This is a genomic window from Methylobacterium sp. D48H (genome assembly GCF_053345715.1).
In genome coordinates, this window is sequence record NZ_JBKFAP010000001.1 from 489,350 (window position 1) to 506,968 (window position 17,619).

Sequence of the window (17,619 nt, forward strand, 5' to 3'; positions counted from 1 at the left end):
CCATGGCGCAGACCCTCGCCCCCACCGAAGCGCCCGCCCCGGCGGCCGCCCCCAGCCTGTCGCGCCACGTCGGCATCCTCGGCGCCGTGCTGCTGGTCGTCGGCCTCGCGGTCTTCCCGCACGTGGTCACGAGCTCGTACTACATCCACCTGATGATCGTGATCGCGATCTACGCGATCCTGATCCTCGGGCTCGACATCGTGGTCGGCTATACTGGGCAGGTGAGCCTCGGCCATGCCGGCCTGTTCGGCGTCGGCGCCTACTCGGCGGCGGTGCTGTTCCTGCACTTCAAGCTCGGGATCTGGTGGGGCATCCTGGCCGGGATCGGGGTGACCTCCGCCTTCGGCGTGCTGCTCGCGGTGCCGGCCCTGCGGGTGACCGGCCCCTACCTCGCCATGGTGACGCTGGCCTTCGGCACCATCGTCCAGATCTTCATCAACGAGCTGACGCCGCTGACCAACGGTCCCCTCGGCATCACCCTGCCGCCGGCCCGGGTCCTCGACTTCTCGCTGCTGGGCCTCCAGGCCCCCTGGGGCGCGGCCGGCCGCAAACTCGAGTTCTACTACCTGGTCTGTCTGGCGCTCCTGGCCACGATCCTGGTCGTCAACCGGGTGGTGCGCTCGCCCTACGGCCGCGCCTTCGAGGCGCTGCGCGACTCGCCGATCGCCTGCGATTGCATGGGCGTCAGCGTCTACCGCTACAAGGTCTACGCCTTCGTGATCTCAGCGGCGTTGGCCGGCCTCGCCGGCGCGCTGTTCGCCTGGTCGGAGCGCTACGTGGCGCCGAACTCCTACGGGTTCGAGCTCACCGTGCTGTTCCTCCTCGCCGTCACGATGGGCGGCCGCAAGTCGCGGGCGGGGCCGATCATCGGCTCGGCGATCATCGTGATGATGCCGAACGTGCTCGCCGATATCGGCCTGGTGCGGATCATGGCGGGGATCATCGCCGCCGCGGCACTGGTCGTGGGCGCTCTCGCCTTCCTGCGCCGCCGGGAGAACCGGTTCGCCCTGCTGGTGCCGGTCGCGCTCTGCCTCGCCTTCTTCCCGGCCACGCTCGCGCTCGAATCGGTCACCGACTTCCGGCTGACCGTGTTCGGCCTGATGATCCTGTTCGTGGTGTATTACCTGCCGGACGGGATCGTGGGCTTCCTCCGCGAGAAGATCCCCGCCCTGCGCCCGGCCCACACGGCCGAGGGCAAGAGCCTCCACGCCGAGGGCGCGGCCCTCAGCGTGCAGAGCGGCGACCGGGGCGCCGACCCGCTCCTCTCCGTCGATCAGGCGCTGATGCAGTTCGGCGGCCTCAAGGCGCTGGCCGGCGTCGATCTCACGGTGCGGCCAGGCACGATCCACGGGCTGATCGGTCCCAACGGATCCGGCAAGAGCACGATGATGAACGTGCTCACCGGCATCTACAAACCGACCGGCGGCAGCGTGACCCTCGCGCGCGGCCAGGGGAAGAAGCGCCTCGACGGGCGCACCCCGTCGGAGATCGCCGCTGCCGGCGTGGCCCGCACCTTCCAGAACGTGCAGCTCTTCCGCGAGATGACCGCGCTCGAGAACGTGCTGGTCGGCCTGCACCACAGCTTCCGCGGCACCCTGTTCGACGCGATCCTCGGCACGCCGCGCCGGCGCCGGGAGGAGCGCGAGCAGCGCGCCCGCGCCATGGCGATCCTCGACTTCGTGGGCCTCGGCGCCCTGGCGCAGGTGGAGGCCCGCAACCTGCCCTACGGCAAGCAGCGGCTCCTCGAGATCGGTCGCGCGCTCGCCCTCGACCCGGTCCTGCTGCTCCTCGACGAGCCGGCCGCGGGCCTCACTGCCCCCGACATTGCCGAGCTGACGGCGATCATCCGCAAGATCCGCGACGCCGGCATCACGGTGATCCTGATCGAGCACCACATGGACGTGGTCATGGGCCTGTGCGACCGCGTCAGCGTCCTCGATTTCGGCCACAAGATCGCCGAGGGCAGCGCCCGCGAGGTCCAGGCCGACCCGAAGGTGGTCGAGGCCTATCTCGGCAGCCCCGTCGCTGACGAGGAGATGACCCATGCTTGAGGTCACGGGTCTGTCGGCCGGCTACGGCCAGGTGGAGGTTCTGCACGGCCTCGATTTCCAGGTTCCGAAGGGCCAGGTCGTGGCGCTGATCGGCTCCAACGGGGCCGGCAAGACCACCACGATGCGCGCCCTGTCGGGCATGATCCGGCCGCGGGCCGGCTCGATCCGCCTCAACGGACAGGAGATCGGCGGCCTCGACAGCCACGACGTCGCCCGGTTCGGCCTCGCGCACTCGCCGGAGGGCCGGCGCGTCTTCCCGACGCTCTCGGTCGAGGATAACCTGACCCTCGGCGCCTTCCCGCGGCTGACCGGCTCGCGCCCGAAGGGCGACGTCGCGGCCGACCGCGAGCGGGCCTTCGAGATGTTCCCGCGGCTCAAGGAGCGGCGCGCCCAGCTCGCCGGCACGCTCTCGGGCGGCGAGCAGCAGATGCTCGCCATGGGCCGGGCGCTGATGCTGCGGCCCGAGATTCTCCTGCTCGACGAGCCCTCGATGGGCCTCGCTCCCAAGCTGGTGGAGGAGGTCTTCCGGATCATCCGGCTGCTCAAGGCCGAGCAGGTGACGATGCTGCTCGTCGAGCAGTTCGCCATGGCGGCGCTCGGCGTCGCCGACCACGCCTACGTGCTGGAGAACGGCCGGATCCGCTTCCAGGGCCCGGCGCAGCAGATGCGCAACGATCCGGCCGTGCGGGCGGCGTATCTCGGCGGCAGCCACTGACATCCGACCGCGGATCGGTGCCGCGCGTGGCCTGGGATGTCCCCCAGTCCCGGCGCCCGGCATGACCCTGTCCCGCAGGGGCCGGCGGATCACGCCCGGGGCACCGTCGTCGGCGCGGCTCGCGAATGCCTGACGGTCGGCGCATCACCCTCGCGGACAAGCGCCCGCGCTCGCGAACGCCCTACAGGATTGTCCGACGCCGGGCGCGGGCGGCCCGGTGTTTGCTGAGGTTCGCCGGGGACAACGCTGAGGCCGGTCGGGCACTGATGCCCGTAGGCCGCGCCGCCGCTCTCCTGTAGAGACCGTCGGGACGCGGCCGGCGCGACGGCCACACGGGAGGTGTCGATTTTGGACGACGGTTGGGCGACTGCCTTAGGGTTGTTTGCCGTCCTCGCCCTGGTTCTGGCGAACGGCTTCTTCGTCGCAGCGGAGTTCGCCCTGGTCGCGGTGCGCAGGAGTCGCGTCGCCGAACTCGTCGCCGAGCGGCGCGTGAACGCGAAGGCGCTGCTCTGGGCCACGGACCACCTCGACGCCCACCTCGCGGCGACGCAGCTCGGCATCACCATCTCGTCCCTGGCGCTCGGCTGGGTCGGCGAGCCGGCGCTGGCCCACCTGATCTTGCCCACACTGACGTGGCTGCCGGACATGCTCTCGACGGCGGCCGCCCACACGGTCGCCGTGGTGATCTCGTTCGTCATCATGACGGCGCTGCACATCGTGCTGGGCGAGTTGGCGCCGAAGAGCCTCGCGCTCCAGCGCAGCGAGCGCACGGCCCTGGCGGTGATCCGTCCGCTCAGCGTGTTCCTGTTCGTGTTCCGCCCGGCCATCCTGTTTCTCAACGGGCTCGGCAACGGCGTCCTGCGCCTGTGCGGATTGCAGCCCGGCCACGGCGAGGGCGGCCACCACTCGACGTCCGAGCTCAACCTCCTGGTCGAGGCGAGCCGCGAGGCAGGCCTCATCCGCGAGGCCCAGCAGGAAGCGGTCGAGCGCATCTTCCGGCTGGGAGACCGCCGGGTCCGCGAGATCATGACGCCGCGCCACGAGGTCGAGTGGGTCGACCTCGACGGATCGCCCGAGGAGATCACGCGGGCGGTCCGCGCCTGCAGCCACGCCCATGTCGTCGTGAGCCGCGGCGGCATCGACGAGGTCGTCGGCGTGCTGCGCAAGCAGGACCTGCTCGATCAGATCCTCGACGGGCGAGCCCTCGATATCGCCACCGCCATGCGGCCGCCGAACGTCGTCCACGAGGGCATGACGGTTCTCACGGCGCTGGAGAGCTTCCAGCGCAACCCCGTGCAGCTGGCGGTGATCGTCGACGAGTACGGCAGCCTGGAAGGCATCGTCACGCAGACGGATCTTCTCGAGGCCATTGCGGGCGACATACCCGAGGTCGGTGAGGACCCGGCGGTCGTCGAGCGCGAGGACGGCTCGTTGCTCATCGACGGCATGATGCCGGCTGAGGACGCGTTCGAGCGTCTCGCCTTCAACGATCCGCCGGGCACGGACGACTACACGACTTTGGCCGGCTACGTGATCTTCCAGCTCGGCCGCATTCCGGCGGCGGGGGACGCGTTCGTGGCGGAGGGGTGGCGTCTCGAGGTGGTCGACATGGACGGCCGTCGCATCGACAAGGTTCTGGCCACCCGCTTGCCGGCGCGGGCGCCGGTCGGAGGGGCGTGAGCGCGTCGCCGGGCCATCAATCGGCGCATATCCAATCGGCGCATATGCCTGCGAGAATCGCGGGCGCGTCGTCTCGCGCGGCGGTAGCCGTCGACCGCGCGAGTTCGGAGCGATATCGCGACCGTCAGTAGCGATCGTAGCGATAGCCACCGTAACGTCGCCCTTCGTAGAAGCGCGCGTCCCTGCGTCCGTAGCCACCGAACTCACGGTGGCGGCGATAGCCGTGCGCGGGCGCCCAGGGTGGCGGGCCGCCGTGACGGAAGCCCCGCTCTCCGCGGGCCCAGGGCGGATCGGCGAAGGCGGCCGAGGTCGATCCGAGGATGCCTCCGGCCAGTGTCAGTGTGCCGAGCAGGATCAGCGTTGGCGTGCGGATCATGGATGCCTTCCTCACTGCGGGGGCGTCCCGCGTCGCCCCAGTTACGGTGCTCCGCGGCAAACCGTTCCCCGCCGTCGCGAAGGCACGAGGTTGGTCAGTTCGGAGCCTCTCCGAATAACCGCGCGGTCTTCAGGATCGCGCTGGTCCGAGAATAAGCACTGGTGGCGATGGAACGGCACAGGTTCCGGTGGAACAGGCGTTCACAGCGTGATCGTGCGCCGTCACGACGTCGATAGCGGCACGAATTGTCGGAACGGTCCCGGAGATCCTGCCGTTTAGGGGCTCCAAAACAGGAGACGCTCCATGACACGCTTGCCGATTATCGTCCTCGCCACCCTCGCACTCGGGGGCAGCGCCGTCGCCGCCGAGCAGGGGGCCTCGTCCAAGACTCCAGGCCACGAGATGCAGGATCGCGGGAGCCAGGCCGGGAGCCCGGGCGCGTCCGGTTACGCGCCGGGCCACGAGATGAAGTCCGGCGGGACGGACTCGACCGGTTCGACGTCGCGAAGCGGCGGAAGCACGACGGGCACCACCGGCACCAGCTCGACCGGCACCCGTCGCTGACACGACCGTCGCCCCGTCCGGCTATTTTGCCCGACGGGACGAACGAACTGCAAGTTGCGTAATGCTGATCAATAAGGATCCGGGCTCGGTTCCGGCTCGTGAGGCGCGGATCGCCGAAGATGAATTGTTGATGAACGGCAGAATTGATTAATTTCGCGAGCCGTGGAACGCGATGATCGGCGACTGCATTTCTCGTTTCAGTTCGATGAACGAGGTTGGAGTATGAAGAAGCTTATCACGACCCTGGTCGCCGGCACCGCGCTACTGGGTGCAGCCTCTGCCGCTCAGGCCCATGAGTGGGGTGGGGGCTATGGCTACGGCTACGGTCCGGGTCACGGCCATTCTCGCGTGATCGTGCGCGAAGGCTACGGCGACGGCTATCGCGGCGTTCGCTTCGGCCACCGTGACTGGGATCGTCCGGATGTTCGCGTGATCGAGCGTCGCGGATACGGTCATCGTTACCTTGACGACGATTGGGACGATTGAACCGACCTGGAATCATACGGAGCAGAGAGGTGCCCGGCCGGGCGCCTCTTTTTTTATTTCCGATCATCGGCGCACCGCATGCAACGGTTTGGCGCCCGTCCGGCTTTCTGAGCGGTTCATCGACACGAGGAACAGCATCGCTATGCCGGTACGTCTGATCACGACTGCTCTGCTTCTGTCCGCGGGGGCCACGGCCGCGCTCGCCGCGCCCATGTCGGCCGACGACAAGGCGGCGCTCCAGCAGCAATGCATGGGCGATTTCACGACCTTCTGCGGTGGCATGCCGCCCGACGATGGGCCCGAGACTCAAGCCTGTTTCGAGAAGAATATGGCCAAGCTGTCGCCGGGCTGCCAGGGCGCCATCCAGAGCTACAAGCAGGGCAAGAAGGGCTGATCCAACCCGGCTGTCGTCTCCCGAGATCGGACGCGATCAGCCTCGCCATCGGTCCCGCGCGGGTCTGACCGCACAGGCAATACATCGGATCGAAGACCGTAGACGCGGGGGCGGCCCGAGCCGCCCCCGCCGGTGTTCAGTAGCTGTAGGACCGGCGCGGGTAGGCCTGGGGCGCGCCGTAGCCGGTGTCGCGCGGCTGGACCCGCGACCCGTACTCGATCTCCTTGCGCCGCGCCTGCCGGTTGGCGAGGTAGCGGCCGCCCAGGCAGCCTGCGACGGCGCCGACGACGCCGCGCTCGGCGAGGTAATGGCCCGCCAGACCGCCGATGATCGCGCCCTTGATACAGCCCTTCGCCTCAGCCGCACCGACGCTCATGAGTGTCACGAGAGCGATGGCGGATGCTTGTCCCACGATGCGCATGCTGATGCTCCTCTTCGATCCGGAAGAGAATGCACCTGCGTCACGACCGTTCCGGACGTCGGAAAAGGGGTCGGCGCCCCCTTGTTCGTCGCCGCGGAGGTCCGACTGTTTCGCGCGCGTCGCGTCGTCCTGATGTCGGCGCCGATCCTGTGGCGCCGCGACCGACGATCGTGCCGGACGGAGCCGTCGCCGTCGGAGGTCGTCCTCCGGAAGCAGTGGCCCGTTCCAGAGCTGCGGTGCGCGTGCGGAGCGGCGGTTGCCACATCGCTTGACTCCAATACTTAGGACTCCTAATTATCGATCCATGGACCACGCGGCCGACCCAGATCCCGTCCTGATCCGCCTGCGCGAGGGCTTCGAGCGCGTCGCCCTCGTGCTGCGGGCCGATCTGTGGGCGGCCGCGGGCGACGCGGGCCTGAATCCGACACAGGCGCAGGTGCTGGCGCTGCTCGCGGGACGCCCGGCCGGCCTGAGGGCGAAGGAGATCGCCGCGCAGCTGGCCGTCTCGGCACCGAGCATGGCCGACACGCTCGCCGCGCTCGCCCGCAAGGCCCTGCTGACGCGCGCGCCCGATCCCACGGATGCCCGCGCGGTGATCGTGCGCCTGACCGACGAAGGCCGCGCGCTCGGGCGCGCCCTCGCCGCGGCCACGTCACAGGTGATGTCGGCTCTGGCGCGGCTGACGCCGCCTGAGCAGGCGGATCTCCTCCTGACCCAGATCAAGCTCATCCGGACCCTGCAGCAGGCGGGTGCCATCCCCGTGCAGCGGATGTGCGTCAGCTGCCGCCATTTCAGGCCGAACGCCCATCCGGCCGAGGCCCAGCCCCACCATTGTGCCTTCGTGAACGCCGCGATCGGGACCCGGGATCTCCGGCTCGATTGCGGCGAGCATGAAGCGGCCGATCCCGACGTCCAGGCTGCCACCTGGACGTCCTTCGCGAATGGATCGCCGCCCCTCCGAGCACCACGAGAGACCTGAAAGGACACATCGTCATGACGAGGATCAAGGCACGGGGCGTCGGCCTCGTGGCGGCGGCTCTGTGCGCGCTCTCCACCGGCGCCTCGGCCGGGCCCATCCGGGCGCAGCCGAGTCCCGCTGTCCTGGCGTCGTTCGACATCGTCGAGACGACGATCGCGACCAGGGGCGACACCGCCGTCTTCACCACCCGGGTCCGGGGCGAGGCGGGCAAGGACAAGCCGGATGCCACCGGCAAGTTCGAGGGCTCGAGCGTCTACGCCTACGTCTGGCCGACGACCCTCGACAGCGACGCGATCGGCTTCGACAAGGCTCAGGGTATCGTGGCGCTCGCCGTCACCTTCCACCCCGATTTCGACGACGCGGCCTACGGTGCCAGGAACCGCCATGTCTGGCACCCGCACTGGGTGGTGCTCGCCAAGGACGCGGCCTGCGGCGGCGGCCTGAAGGTCGTCGATATCCCGGACGGCGCGAAGCCGAAGGTTCCGCCGACCTGGCCGAAGGTCCCGCTCCTGATCGACAGCCCGGACTATCCGACCACCTTCCGGGGCGACACGGTTCAGGTCGAGATCCCGGTCTCGCTCATCACCGGCATCAAGGGTGCCTCGTTCGACGGGGTGACGTCCGGCCTCAAGGTGAACGGCAACCTGCACGCGCCGCTGCTCTGCGTCAGCGACGTCTTCAAGGTCGCCTCGGGCAACCTGTCGCTGCCGGGCAAGGTGACCCCTCAGAAGTAGGACGCGCGACAGGAAGCGGTTCGGCGACTGCCATCGCCGAACCGCCGGAAGATCCCCCTCCGAGCATCAGAGAAGGACGAATCACCATGGCATATGCCCGCCTCGACGATCCACCCCCGGCCGCGGCCGGGCCCTCGCCGCGCGCAGACGTGATCGATCGCGGACCCGTGAGGGCGCCGACCGCGCCGAGGATCGCGGCGCTGGCACGCCTCGGCGGGATCCTTCTCGCGCTCCTCGCGCCGCCGACAGGGGCGATCGCCGCCGATGCCCAGGACCTGGTGGAGGCTCTGCGCACAGTCGCCGGCAGTCGGCCCGGCGTGCGCCCGACCTTCGCCAAAGGGCAGTGCGTCCGCGGCACCTACACCCCTGCGGCCGAAGTGGGACAGGTGACGCGGTCGATCAGTTTCACGCGGCCCTGGCCTCTCGTCGGGCGGTTCTCGGTCGGCGGCGGCAACCCGTCGGTGCCGGACGCGACCAGGACCGTCTTGCGCGGCTTCTCGATCAAGCTCCTGTCGGACGGTGGCGAGACCCACCTGCTGTTCGAGAACGCGCCGGTCCACTTCGCGCGGACCGTCGACCAGATGCTCGCGTTCCTGCAGGTCCGCGTTCCCGGCTCCGACGGCAAGCCGAATCCGGAGGCCATCGCGGCCTTCGCGAAGGCCAATCCGGAGACGACGCGCCAGGCGGCCTTCGTCGCCGGCAAGCCTGTCCCGGGCAGCTATGCCGGCCTCGTCTATTGGGGCGTGCACACGTTCACGGGGCTCAACGCGGACGGCCGTGCCGTGCCCTTCAAGTTCAAGATCGTGCCCCGAGCCGGCGAGATCACCCTCAGCGACGAGGAGGCGAAGGGCAAGCCTGCACACTTCCTGGCCGACGCGCTGCGGGAAGAGCTGTCGAAGGGCCCGGCGGGGTTCGACGTCGTGGCCCTGCTCGCCGGGCCCAACGACGATCTCGGCAGCGACATCACCCAGCGGTGGCCCAACGAGGACGACCGGAAGGCGGTCACCCTCGGCACGATCGCCGTGACCGGCATCGAGCCGAACGAGACCTGCGACCAGGGTATCTTCGACCCGGGACAGCTGGCGGACGGCATCGACGCGCCGAAGGACGAGATCTTCGCGGCGCGCCGCACCGCCTACGGGATCTCGTTCGGCCTCCGCTCCCAGTGAGCCTCCTCGGCCCGGCGGCTGCCACCGCCCGGCCGCCACACCCGCGGGCCGCGCCTCGACAGGGCGCCGCGCGGCCAGCGGCCGATGCGACCAGACGGCCGCCCGTCAACGACGACTGGAGATCCGGAGAAGCGGCATGACCATCCTGGCCCCTGAACTCCTGACCGGTCGCTGGTTCAACACGCCCGCGCCGCTCTCCCTCGCAGCGCTGCGCGGCACGGTCGTCGTGCTGCACGCGTTCCAGATGCTGTGCCCCGGCTGCGTGGCGCACGGCACGCCGCAGGCCGAGAAGCTGCACCGGATGTTTGCCGGCAACGGCGCGGTCGCGGTGGTCGGCCTGCACGCGGTGTTCGAGCATCATGCCGCCATGACCGAAGTCGCCCTCGAAGCCTTCATCCACGAGTACCGTCTGACCCTGCCGATCGCCGTCGACCTCCGCGAGGACGACGGTCCGATCCCGCAGACGATGCGGCGCTACGGTATGCGCGGAACGCCGACCACGATCGTCATCGACCGCGACGGACGCGTCCGGGAACACGCCTTCGGGCAGGTCGACGACCTCGCGCTCGGGATCCTCGTGGGCTCGCTGATCGCGGGACCGGGCACGGGATCGATGCGCGGGGAGTTGGCACCGGACGGGTGCGACGAAGCCGGCTGTAGGATCACGGAGAAAACGCGGCCATGACGGCGCCTCTTCTCCCACCCGTCCTCCCGCTCGTCCTCGCCGGCCCGGTCGCGCCGCTGGGACCGGACGGTCCGCCGAGCGGCATCGTCAAGAACCCCGTTCCCGCGCCGTGGCGGATCACGGCGACCGGTCTCGTGGGCGATGCCCAGGCCGATCTCCGGTACCACGGCGGTCCCGAGAAGGCGCTCCACCAGTATCCGCAGGACCATTACACCGCCTGGGCCACCGAGATCGGCGATCATCCGCTGCTCTCCGCACCGGGCGCCTTCGGTGAGAATCTCGCCACGACGGGCTGGACGGAGCGCGACGTCTGCGTCGGCGACGTCGCCCGCTTCGGCTCGGCGCTGCTACAGGTCAGCCAGGGGCGCCAGCCCTGCTTCAAGCTCGACCGACGCTTCGGACGATCCGGGATGGCGCTCGCCGTGCAGAGAACGGGGCGGACGGGCTGGTACTGGCGGGTCCTCGAGGACGGCGTCGCCGAGCCGGGCGACAGGATCGAGCTCCGCGCCCGTCCGCGGCCGGACTGGTCGCTCGCGCGCCTGATCCACCTCCTCTACGTCGACACGCACAACCGGTCCGAGCTGCAGGCCGCGAGCGCGATCCCGGAACTGGCGGAGAGCTGGCGCCTGCTCCTGCGCCGACGCTTGCGGACCGGCGCGGTCGAGGACTGGTCGAAGCGCGTCACCGGACGGGATGGCGGGCCGGGCGCCTGAACGCGGGCGCGTCGATGCGGTTGGGCCTCGGACGAGGGGCCGGGCTGCCGGTCGGATGCCGGCCACGGCACGCGCTCATTGCGGAAAGGCCGACGGGAACAGGCGCCGGAGATGCGCGTGCAGGCCGGGCTCGCGCCACGTCCGGCCGCGCCAGGCGAGGTGGCCGTCCGGCCGGATCAGGCAGGCCATGGTCCCCGCGCCGTAAGCCCGACCGAAGGCCCCCGTCGGATCCGCGAGCGTCGGCACGCCCGGGATGGGCACCTCGCTGCCGATGACGACGACCCGGACGCGGGAACGGTGCTGGCGGGCCCAGATCGGCAGATCGGGGCCGGCCACGGCGTCCGATACCCCGGCAGCGTGGATGAGGAGGACGTGCTCGGTGCCGCGGAGGGCGTCGAAGAGCCGCGTCGGGAAGCCGAGTCCGTCGCGGACCAGCCCGTTGACGTCGGGCGCCCGGTCGCCGGCCCTCGGGCCGGCCTCCGTCGGCTCCGTCGCGTCGTCGGCGATCCAGGCCGTGTTCCGGTAGCTGACGAGGACCTGCGTGTCGGCGAGGCGGTCCGGCGCGCCGCCGCGCTCCCGACCGTATCCCTCGCTCGCCGTCCGGGTCCGCGCGATCACGTCCGCGCCCACCGGGCGCCGCTCCCCCTCGTAGCTGTCGAGGAGAGCCTCGGGGCTGGCGCCCCGAAGAACCAGGGCGAGCTTCCAGGCCAGATTGTAGGCGTCCTGGATCCCGGTATTCATCCCCTGCCCGCCGGTCGGCGGGTGGATGTGGGCGGCATCGCCCGCCAGGAAGCAGCGGCCGCGCCGATAGGCGGCGGCGAGGCGCATGCTGATGCGGTACACCGACGACCAGCGCAGGTCCGCCAGGCGCGAGCCGTCCGGCAGGAGATCGTCGGCCACGGCCTGCAGGTCGGCCAGCGACGGGCCTTGAAGCTCGGCCTGGATCCCGTGGTCCGACCCGCCCGCCGGCACCAGATGCTGCGGCGCGAGCATCGAGACGCGGTAGCGGCCCGGCTCGGGGAGCGGGATGGCGATGAACATGTCGGGCGGGGCGTCCTCGTTCAGTCGCAGCGCCCGGACCGCGAGGCCGTAGGGTACATCCCAGGCGATGTGCACGTCACCGAGCATGAACGGCCAGGGATAGGCCTCGCCCTCGAACGCGATGCCGAGCTGGCGCCGGACCGTGCTGTGGGCACCGTCGCAGCCGACGACGTAGCGGAAGTGCGCCTCCGCGACCGCACCGTCCGCCTCCTGCAGGTGCGCGCAAATTCCGGCGGCGTCCTGCTCCAGGGCCGTCAGGCGCAGGCCGCGCTCGACCCGGGCTCCGAAGCGCTCCAACTGACGGTTCAGGACGCGCTCGGTCTCGAATTGGGGCAGACCGAGCGACGCGTAGGGCAGATCGAGCGGTGGACTGACCGCGTCGATTGGCGGCTGGCCGTGCAGGATCGTGCGCAGGCCCGTGAGCCAGAGACCCGCGTCGATCATCTCGCGGGCGAGGCCCATGTCCTCCCAGACTTCCAGCGTGCGCGGGGTAACCCCGATCGCGCGGCAATAGGGCGACGGCCGCGCCGCAGCGTCGACGACCCGGCAGCGCGCCCCGTGCCGGGCGAGTTCGCAGGCGAGCGTCAGACCGACCGGACCGGCTCCCACGATCAGTACATCCGCCATCGCACCCTCCCCGGACCGATCCCGAATCGTCCCAGCGCCCGCACCTATCTGAAATGGCTTGGCCGGAATCACGCCGTCGACGCGCGGACTATAGATTTCGTTCGAAGGATCCGCCGCAGGCACGGCTCGGGATGCGCCGCTCCCGACCGACAACGATGCGCCGATCCCGCGACAGCGGCTCAGCGCGCGTTCCGGAGAGCCGACGGCTGAGGGCGCGCCACGACCTCCCCAAGTCGATTGATTTCGTCGACTGTGTTTCGCGCAGACATTGCATTGATGCCGCGATTTGGGGTGCGCCCGAAAAGTCAATGCTTCTCGGGAAAGACATCATTGTATATGGAGCTGACCAGTATGGGGGCCGTGTCCTGGCGCCCCGGGGTCGCGAGAGATGTCGAGTTTCGACGAGTCGGTCGCGCGCCAGCAGCGGTTCATGGGACCGCTCCTGGTGGCGGCGATCCTGTTCGGCCTGGCCGGGCTGCCGGTCGCGGTCTGGCTCGACCTGCGCGGCCTGTCCGAGCGCATGCTCGCCACGCAGGCGATCGAGACCGGCCGGATCATCGACCAGATGCGCAGCTTCTACGCCAGCGACGTCGTCCAGGCGGTCAACGCCGCGACCGGCCGGGTCGAGACGCGTCACGACTACAAGGGGGTGCCGAACGCGATCCCGATCCCCGCGACGCTCTCCCTGGAACTCGGCGAGCGGATCAGCGGCGGCGACGGCGCGGTGAAGTACCGCTTCGTCTCCGATCTCCCGTTCAAGGACCGCAAGCCGCACGATCTCGACAGCTTCGAGACCCAGGCCCTGGCGGACCTCCGGGCGCACCCCAAGACCGGCTTCGTCAGCGAGACGACGGGGTCCATCTTCGACCGGCAGGTGCGCATCGCGGCGCCGATCCGCATGGAATCCGCCTGCGTGCGCTGCCACAACGCCCATCCCCTGAGCCCGAAGACCGACTGGAAGGTCGGCGACGTCCGCGGCATCCAGGAGATCGTCCTGCACCAGCCGATCGCCGCCAACGTCTTCGCCTTCAAGTATCTGCTCGGCTACTTCATCCTGGCGGCGCTCGCCGGCACCACTTTCCTGCTGCTGCAGGCGCGCCAGTCCCGCCTCATCGACCGGATGAACAGGGAGCTGACCGAGTCGAACGGGTTCCTGGCGGCGGTCTCGGTGCAGATCGCCAAGTACATCTCGCCCCAGGTCTACAAGAGCATCTTCAGCGGCGAGCGGGACGTGTCGGTGGCGACCGAGCGCAAGAAGCTGACGATCTTCTTCTCCGACATCAAGGACTTCACCGCGACCACCGAGCGCCTGCAGCCCGAGGAGCTGACCGCGCTGCTGAACGAGTACCTGACCGAGATGACCGCCATCGCGGTCAAGCACGGCGGCACGGTGGACAAGTATATCGGCGACGCGATGCTGGTCTTCTTCGGCGACCCGGAGAGCCGGGGCGTCCGCGAAGACGCGCAGGCCTGCGTCCGAATGGCGATCGAGATGCAGAAGCGCCTGGGCCAGCTCAACGCCCGCTGGCGGCGATCCGGCATCGAGCGCCCGTTCCAGGCCCGGATCGGCATCAACACGGGCTACTGCAACGTCGGCAATTTCGGCAGCGACGAGCGGATGGACTACACGATCATCGGCGCGGAGGCGAACCTCGCCGCCCGCCTCCAGGCGGCCGCTGTCCCGGGCGGCATCACCCTGAGCTACGAGACCTACGCGCTGGTGAGCGACATCGTCCAGGCGAGCCCGCAGGAGCCGATCCGCATGAAGGGCATCAGCCGCGAGATCGTCCCCTACGCCATCGAGGGCGACCTCACCGCCGAGGCCCCGGAGACGATCTTCTCCGAACACGCCCGGGGGATCGACTTCTACGTCGACGTCGACGCCCTGGAGATGGAGGGCGCGGCGCGTCTCCGGAAGCGCCTGCTCGACACGCTCGCCGCTGTCGACCGCCGGATGACCGGGGCGGGCACCCCCTCGGATGACGGCACGCGGCCCTCCGCGGCCGGCTGAGGTCCGGGCGACCGCGTCAGAGCGGCAGGGCCGACATCGCCAGGGCGCCGTGGTGGCGGAGCGCGTTCGTGGCCGCCACCTGCCGCTCGAAAGCCGTCATCAGCCTGGGCGAAACGCCCTGGCTGTCGGGCAGGCGGATCGTCATCGGGTCGAGGAAGCGCCCGTTGACGCTCACCTCGTAGTGGACGTGGGGGCCCGTCGAGAGGCCGGTCGAGCCCATGTAGGCGATGACCTGCCCCTGATGGACGGTCGCTCCGACCTGAACGCCGTGCGCGAGCCGCTGCAGGTGATTGTAGGCCGTCACGTAGCCGTTCGCGTGGTGGATCTCGACGCGATTGCCGTACCCGCCGCGCGGGCCCGCATACGCCACCGTCCCGTCGCCCGTCGCCATGATCGGCGTGCCGGCCTTGTTGGCCCAATCGACGCCGTTGTGGAAGCGGGCGTAGTGGAGGATCGGATGGACGCGCGTGCCGAAGGGCGAGGTGATCCGCCCGTCGGCGATCGGCATGCGCATCAGGAACTTGCGGAGCGAGCTGCCTGTCTCGCTGAAGTAGCTCGCCGTCCCGGCCTCGGGCGCCTCGAAGCGGTAGGCGCGGTGCTTCACCCCGCCGAGCGTCAGGGCGACGTAGCGCACCTCCGGCGGGCCGCCCGCCTTCTCGCTCGGGCTGAACAGCACCTCCAGCCGGTCGGACGGGGCGATCCGGCGCTGCATGTCCAGGCCGAACGCGAAGATGCCGACGATGCGCTCGGCCAGGATGCCGGGCAGGCCGTTGCGCAGGACCGCCTCGTAGATGCTCCTGTAGAGGCTGGTGCCCGAGCCCTCTCCGTCGCCGTCGTCGCCGGAACGCGACGCCGCGACCTGGGCCGACGGCGGCGCCACCGTGACGAAGCCGCCGGAATCCCGTTCCGCGACGATCTCCTCGACGCCCCCCGCGCCGTAGAGCGTCACCCGGGCGATCCGGCGCGCGGCCTCGCCGGCGCGCGACCGGACGAGGAGCAGGTCAACGTGCTGCCCCTCGGCCAGCCCGGTGCGGGCATGCTCGCTGAAGGCGGCCAGGATGGCGGTCACGCGCGCCGGCTCGGCACCGTTCGCCGCCAGCGCGTCGGCCAGAGTCTCGCCGCGCTTCAGCACGACGTCGCGCGTCTCAGTTAGGCTTAGGCCGGAGGCGGGCTGGGTCTCGGCGAGGTCGGTGATGTTCTCCGGGACGACCCGCACTTCGATCGCGTGGAACGGGTCGCGGCCCGTATCGGCGCCGGCGGCCGTCGCGGCGGCTTCGGCCGGCGCGGCGACCAGGATCTGCGAGAGCAGCCGCTGCGGCGCGAGCGGCACGGCGATCCGCGGCCCCGTCTCGCGCGCCTCATCCGACTGCCTCTCCACGAGGGCCGTGACGTCCTCGTCGCTCAGGCCGGGCGCGTCGTCGGGAACCGGTGTGCCCGCGAGCGCGGAGCGCGTGATCGTGACCGTGGTCCCGGACGGATCGTCCACCGGCTCGTCTGCGACAGGGGCGACCTCTCCGTCCGCGGCGAGCTGGCGCGTCGGATCGAAGGGTGGGATCTGCCCGTCGACCGCGTCGCCGGAGGACAGGCTCGTGACCAGTCGCACGAAGGGCTGGGTCCGGATGATCTCGCGCGCGCCGACCTGGTGGGTCACCGGCGCGGAGAACTCCTCCCGGTCCGAGGCGACGAGTTGGCGCCGCACGAGGCGGTCGCCGCGCTGTCCGACCACCCCTTGCCCCTCCGCGACCTGGGCGGGCCCCTGGCGGAATGTCGGCTTGGCTGGCGCGAGATCGGTGTCGACGGACATGCGGAGCGCCGCCCCCATGAGGGCCGCGCCGCAGGTGGCGATCAGGCAGCTGGCGCAGAGCCAGCGCAGGTTCAGCCGTCGCCGGTCGAGCGGCGTCGTCACTCCGTGGGTCGGGGCCGCGACCGCGCTGCGCGACAGGGACCTGTGCAGAATGGGCAGCCCGCCGCGCGGTGCTCGTCCGCCCTCGTTCATCCGGTCCCCTCACGCTCAAGCTCGCCGCTTCGGCGGTGAGTGCGGCCTGAATGAGGCTGCGACTTGCGCCTGGCGCGACGCTCGTCCGCTCAAGGAGCGCACGTGTCGAGCGCGGTACCGGCGGGCAGGACGGGGCATTCGTCGACCGCCCACGATCGTTTCGACCGGACTCCGCCACGGAGCCGGGGAACGCCCGGCGCAGATCGCTGTTGCCCCAGTCGCCGAAGAGGGATCGGGGTCCGACCGCCGCGACTTCGGCACCTTGCCGCGATACATTCGGAGAACATGGTCATGGTCGACACGGACAGGATCACGGGTGCCGCGCGCACGCTCGGCGGGAAGGTGCAGGGCGCGGTCGGCGACGCCGTCGGCTCGGACCGTCACGCGCTCGAGGGGCGTCTCCGGGAGGCGCAGGGGACCGCCGAGAACCTCTACGGCCAAGCCAAGGACGCCGTGCGGCACGCGGCCGACGAGGTCTCGGACCACGCCGCCGAGGCCTACGACCGGAGCCGCCACGTCGCCTGGGAAGGTCATCAGAAATCCGTCGAGTGGCCGCACGCCTCCCTGATCGTGGCCGGTCTCGTCGGCTTCGGTCTCGGTTTCCTCGTCAGCCGACTCTGACACGGATCGCCGCGTGCCGCCGTCGGCCTCACGTCGACGGGATCGCGGGGCCGCGAGCGCCGTGCGCGATTAACTCGGCACGGAGGCCAGGGCCGAGCCCGTGCCGCGGGAGGCGCGGGCCCCCTCTCCCGCGCGAGAGGAGGATGGCGCCGGTTCTCGACCGGGAACCGCCGTCCTAATCGAACCATCGCATATCGGTCGGAAGCGACCCGAGCGGGTTCAGGCACATGCCGCACGCAGCCGCCACGCCCGTCGGAAGCCCATCGGCGCTGCCTGGTCGATCCTTGCGGCACAGAGGGTGTCGGCGACCTGCGAGGGTCCACGCCCGAGTCCGGGAATGAGCCTCCAGTATCCAT

At 70.3% G+C, this 17,619-nt stretch carries 17 protein-coding genes; 13 read left to right on the plus strand and 4 right to left on the minus strand.

Annotated features, from left to right (window positions below; translation table 11 throughout):
* Window positions 1-2: 2 nt before the first annotated feature.
* The 3 genes from ACLBX8_RS02500 to ACLBX8_RS02510 all read left to right on the plus strand — a co-directional run bounded on the left by ACLBX8_RS02500 (window position 3) and on the right by ACLBX8_RS02510 (window position 4,446).
* On the plus strand, window positions 3-2,051 hold the full coding sequence (locus tag ACLBX8_RS02500) for a branched-chain amino acid ABC transporter ATP-binding protein/permease (RefSeq protein ID WP_447697804.1): 2,049 nt from the start codon (window positions 3-5) through the stop codon (window positions 2,049-2,051).
* Window positions 2,044-2,766 carry an ABC transporter ATP-binding protein gene (locus tag ACLBX8_RS02505; RefSeq protein ID WP_010682999.1) on the plus strand — a complete coding sequence of 241 codons (723 nt, stop codon included), beginning with the start codon at window positions 2,044-2,046 and terminating at the stop codon, window positions 2,764-2,766. The genes ACLBX8_RS02500 and ACLBX8_RS02505 overlap by 8 nt, the downstream gene beginning before the upstream one ends.
* 339 nt (window positions 2,767-3,105) lie before the next feature.
* A complete protein-coding gene (locus tag ACLBX8_RS02510; protein WP_447697805.1) occupies window positions 3,106-4,446 on the plus strand; it encodes a hemolysin family protein in 1,341 nt (446 codons plus the stop codon).
* Window positions 4,447-4,570: 124 nt separating this feature from the next.
* Here the strand turns inward: ACLBX8_RS02510 and ACLBX8_RS02515 are convergent, their stop codons facing one another.
* Entirely contained in the window at window positions 4,571-4,822 is a 252-nt protein-coding gene (locus tag ACLBX8_RS02515; RefSeq protein WP_056521514.1) for a hypothetical protein, read from the minus strand.
* A gap of 303 nt (window positions 4,823-5,125) precedes the next feature.
* On the opposite strand from ACLBX8_RS02515, the gene ACLBX8_RS02520 reads away from it, so the two are divergent.
* The 3 genes from ACLBX8_RS02520 (at window position 5,126) to ACLBX8_RS02530 (ending at window position 6,266) form a co-directional block, all read left to right on the plus strand.
* The gene (locus ACLBX8_RS02520; protein ID WP_447697806.1) at window positions 5,126-5,386 is read left to right on the plus strand and encodes a hypothetical protein; all 261 of its coding nucleotides are present in this window, start codon (window positions 5,126-5,128) and stop codon (window positions 5,384-5,386) included.
* 222 nt (window positions 5,387-5,608) lie between these two features.
* Window positions 5,609-5,872, plus strand: a complete 264-nt coding sequence (locus tag ACLBX8_RS02525; protein ID WP_447697807.1) for a hypothetical protein — start codon at window positions 5,609-5,611, stop codon at window positions 5,870-5,872.
* 142 nt (window positions 5,873-6,014) lie between these two features.
* Window positions 6,015-6,266, plus strand: a complete 252-nt coding sequence (locus ACLBX8_RS02530; RefSeq protein WP_020091655.1) for a hypothetical protein — start codon at window positions 6,015-6,017, stop codon at window positions 6,264-6,266.
* Between the two features lie 136 nt (window positions 6,267-6,402).
* Here ACLBX8_RS02530 and ACLBX8_RS02535 read toward each other — a convergent pair whose 3' ends face one another.
* Window positions 6,403-6,687: a hypothetical protein gene (locus ACLBX8_RS02535; protein WP_020091654.1), complete on the minus strand. Its 285-nt coding sequence runs from the start codon at window positions 6,685-6,687 to the stop codon at window positions 6,403-6,405.
* A 304-nt stretch (window positions 6,688-6,991) separates the two neighbouring features.
* On the opposite strand from ACLBX8_RS02535, the gene ACLBX8_RS02540 reads away from it, so the two are divergent.
* The 5 genes from ACLBX8_RS02540 (at window position 6,992) to ACLBX8_RS02560 (ending at window position 10,967) form a co-directional block, all read left to right on the plus strand.
* On the plus strand, window positions 6,992-7,666 hold the full coding sequence (locus tag ACLBX8_RS02540; protein ID WP_427507704.1) for a MarR family winged helix-turn-helix transcriptional regulator: 675 nt from the start codon (window positions 6,992-6,994) through the stop codon (window positions 7,664-7,666).
* 14 nt (window positions 7,667-7,680) lie between these two features.
* The gene (locus ACLBX8_RS02545) at window positions 7,681-8,400 is read left to right on the plus strand and encodes a hypothetical protein (protein WP_447697808.1); all 720 of its coding nucleotides are present in this window, start codon (window positions 7,681-7,683) and stop codon (window positions 8,398-8,400) included.
* 167 nt (window positions 8,401-8,567) lie between these two features.
* Window positions 8,568-9,569, plus strand: coding sequence for a catalase (locus tag ACLBX8_RS02550; protein ID WP_447697809.1), 1,002 nt, complete (start codon window positions 8,568-8,570; stop codon window positions 9,567-9,569).
* Between the two features lie 136 nt (window positions 9,570-9,705).
* On the plus strand, window positions 9,706-10,254 hold the full coding sequence (locus tag ACLBX8_RS02555) for a peroxiredoxin family protein (RefSeq protein WP_447697810.1): 549 nt from the start codon (window positions 9,706-9,708) through the stop codon (window positions 10,252-10,254).
* The gene (locus tag ACLBX8_RS02560; RefSeq protein ID WP_447697811.1) at window positions 10,251-10,967 is read left to right on the plus strand and encodes an MOSC domain-containing protein; all 717 of its coding nucleotides are present in this window, start codon (window positions 10,251-10,253) and stop codon (window positions 10,965-10,967) included. Before ACLBX8_RS02555 ends, ACLBX8_RS02560 begins: the two co-directional genes overlap by 4 nt.
* A gap of 75 nt (window positions 10,968-11,042) precedes the next feature.
* On the opposite strand, the gene ACLBX8_RS02565 is transcribed toward ACLBX8_RS02560, so the two are convergent.
* The gene (locus tag ACLBX8_RS02565) at window positions 11,043-12,635 is read right to left on the minus strand and encodes an FAD-dependent monooxygenase (RefSeq protein ID WP_447714563.1); all 1,593 of its coding nucleotides are present in this window, start codon (window positions 12,633-12,635) and stop codon (window positions 11,043-11,045) included.
* Window positions 12,636-13,023: 388 nt separating this feature from the next.
* Here ACLBX8_RS02565 and ACLBX8_RS02570 point away from each other — a divergent pair, with 388 nt between their 5' ends.
* Window positions 13,024-14,646: an adenylate/guanylate cyclase domain-containing protein gene (locus tag ACLBX8_RS02570; RefSeq protein WP_447714564.1), complete on the plus strand. Its 1,623-nt coding sequence runs from the start codon at window positions 13,024-13,026 to the stop codon at window positions 14,644-14,646.
* Between the two features lie 16 nt (window positions 14,647-14,662).
* Here the strand turns inward: ACLBX8_RS02570 and ACLBX8_RS02575 are convergent, their stop codons facing one another.
* Window positions 14,663-16,552, minus strand: coding sequence for a peptidoglycan DD-metalloendopeptidase family protein (locus tag ACLBX8_RS02575; RefSeq protein ID WP_447714565.1), 1,890 nt, complete (start codon window positions 16,550-16,552; stop codon window positions 14,663-14,665).
* A 381-nt stretch (window positions 16,553-16,933) separates the two neighbouring features.
* Between ACLBX8_RS02575 and ACLBX8_RS02580 the strand changes: the two genes are divergently transcribed.
* Complete coding sequence (locus ACLBX8_RS02580; protein ID WP_091678804.1) at window positions 16,934-17,263, plus strand: CsbD family protein; 330 nt, start codon at window positions 16,934-16,936, stop codon at window positions 17,261-17,263.
* Window positions 17,264-17,619: the final 356 nt, after the last annotated feature.

Bases quoted from the DNA above. Each gene is read 5' to 3' on its own strand.
- ACLBX8_RS02505 (WP_010682999.1), top strand. From the start codon at position 2,044: ATGCTTGAGGTCACGGGTCTGTCGGCCGGCTACGGCCAGGTGGAGGTT.
- ACLBX8_RS02570 (WP_447714564.1), top strand. From the start codon at position 13,024: ATGTCGAGTTTCGACGAGTCGGTCGCGCGCCAGCAGCGGTTCATGGGA.
- ACLBX8_RS02515 (WP_056521514.1), bottom strand. From the start codon at position 4,822: ATGATCCGCACGCCAACGCTGATCCTGCTCGGCACACTGACACTGGCC.
- ACLBX8_RS02520 (WP_447697806.1), top strand. From the start codon at position 5,126: ATGACACGCTTGCCGATTATCGTCCTCGCCACCCTCGCACTCGGGGGC.
- ACLBX8_RS02580 (WP_091678804.1), top strand. From the start codon at position 16,934: ATGGTCGACACGGACAGGATCACGGGTGCCGCGCGCACGCTCGGCGGG.
- ACLBX8_RS02545 (WP_447697808.1), top strand. From the start codon at position 7,681: ATGACGAGGATCAAGGCACGGGGCGTCGGCCTCGTGGCGGCGGCTCTG.
- ACLBX8_RS02540 (WP_427507704.1), top strand. From the start codon at position 6,992: ATGGACCACGCGGCCGACCCAGATCCCGTCCTGATCCGCCTGCGCGAG.
- ACLBX8_RS02560 (WP_447697811.1), top strand. From the start codon at position 10,251: ATGACGGCGCCTCTTCTCCCACCCGTCCTCCCGCTCGTCCTCGCCGGC.
- ACLBX8_RS02535 (WP_020091654.1), bottom strand. From the start codon at position 6,687: ATGCGCATCGTGGGACAAGCATCCGCCATCGCTCTCGTGACACTCATG.
- ACLBX8_RS02525 (WP_447697807.1), top strand. From the start codon at position 5,609: ATGAAGAAGCTTATCACGACCCTGGTCGCCGGCACCGCGCTACTGGGT.
- ACLBX8_RS02530 (WP_020091655.1), top strand. From the start codon at position 6,015: ATGCCGGTACGTCTGATCACGACTGCTCTGCTTCTGTCCGCGGGGGCC.
- ACLBX8_RS02500 (WP_447697804.1), top strand. From the start codon at position 3: ATGGCGCAGACCCTCGCCCCCACCGAAGCGCCCGCCCCGGCGGCCGCC.
- ACLBX8_RS02555 (WP_447697810.1), top strand. From the start codon at position 9,706: ATGACCATCCTGGCCCCTGAACTCCTGACCGGTCGCTGGTTCAACACG.
- ACLBX8_RS02565 (WP_447714563.1), bottom strand. From the start codon at position 12,635: ATGGCGGATGTACTGATCGTGGGAGCCGGTCCGGTCGGTCTGACGCTC.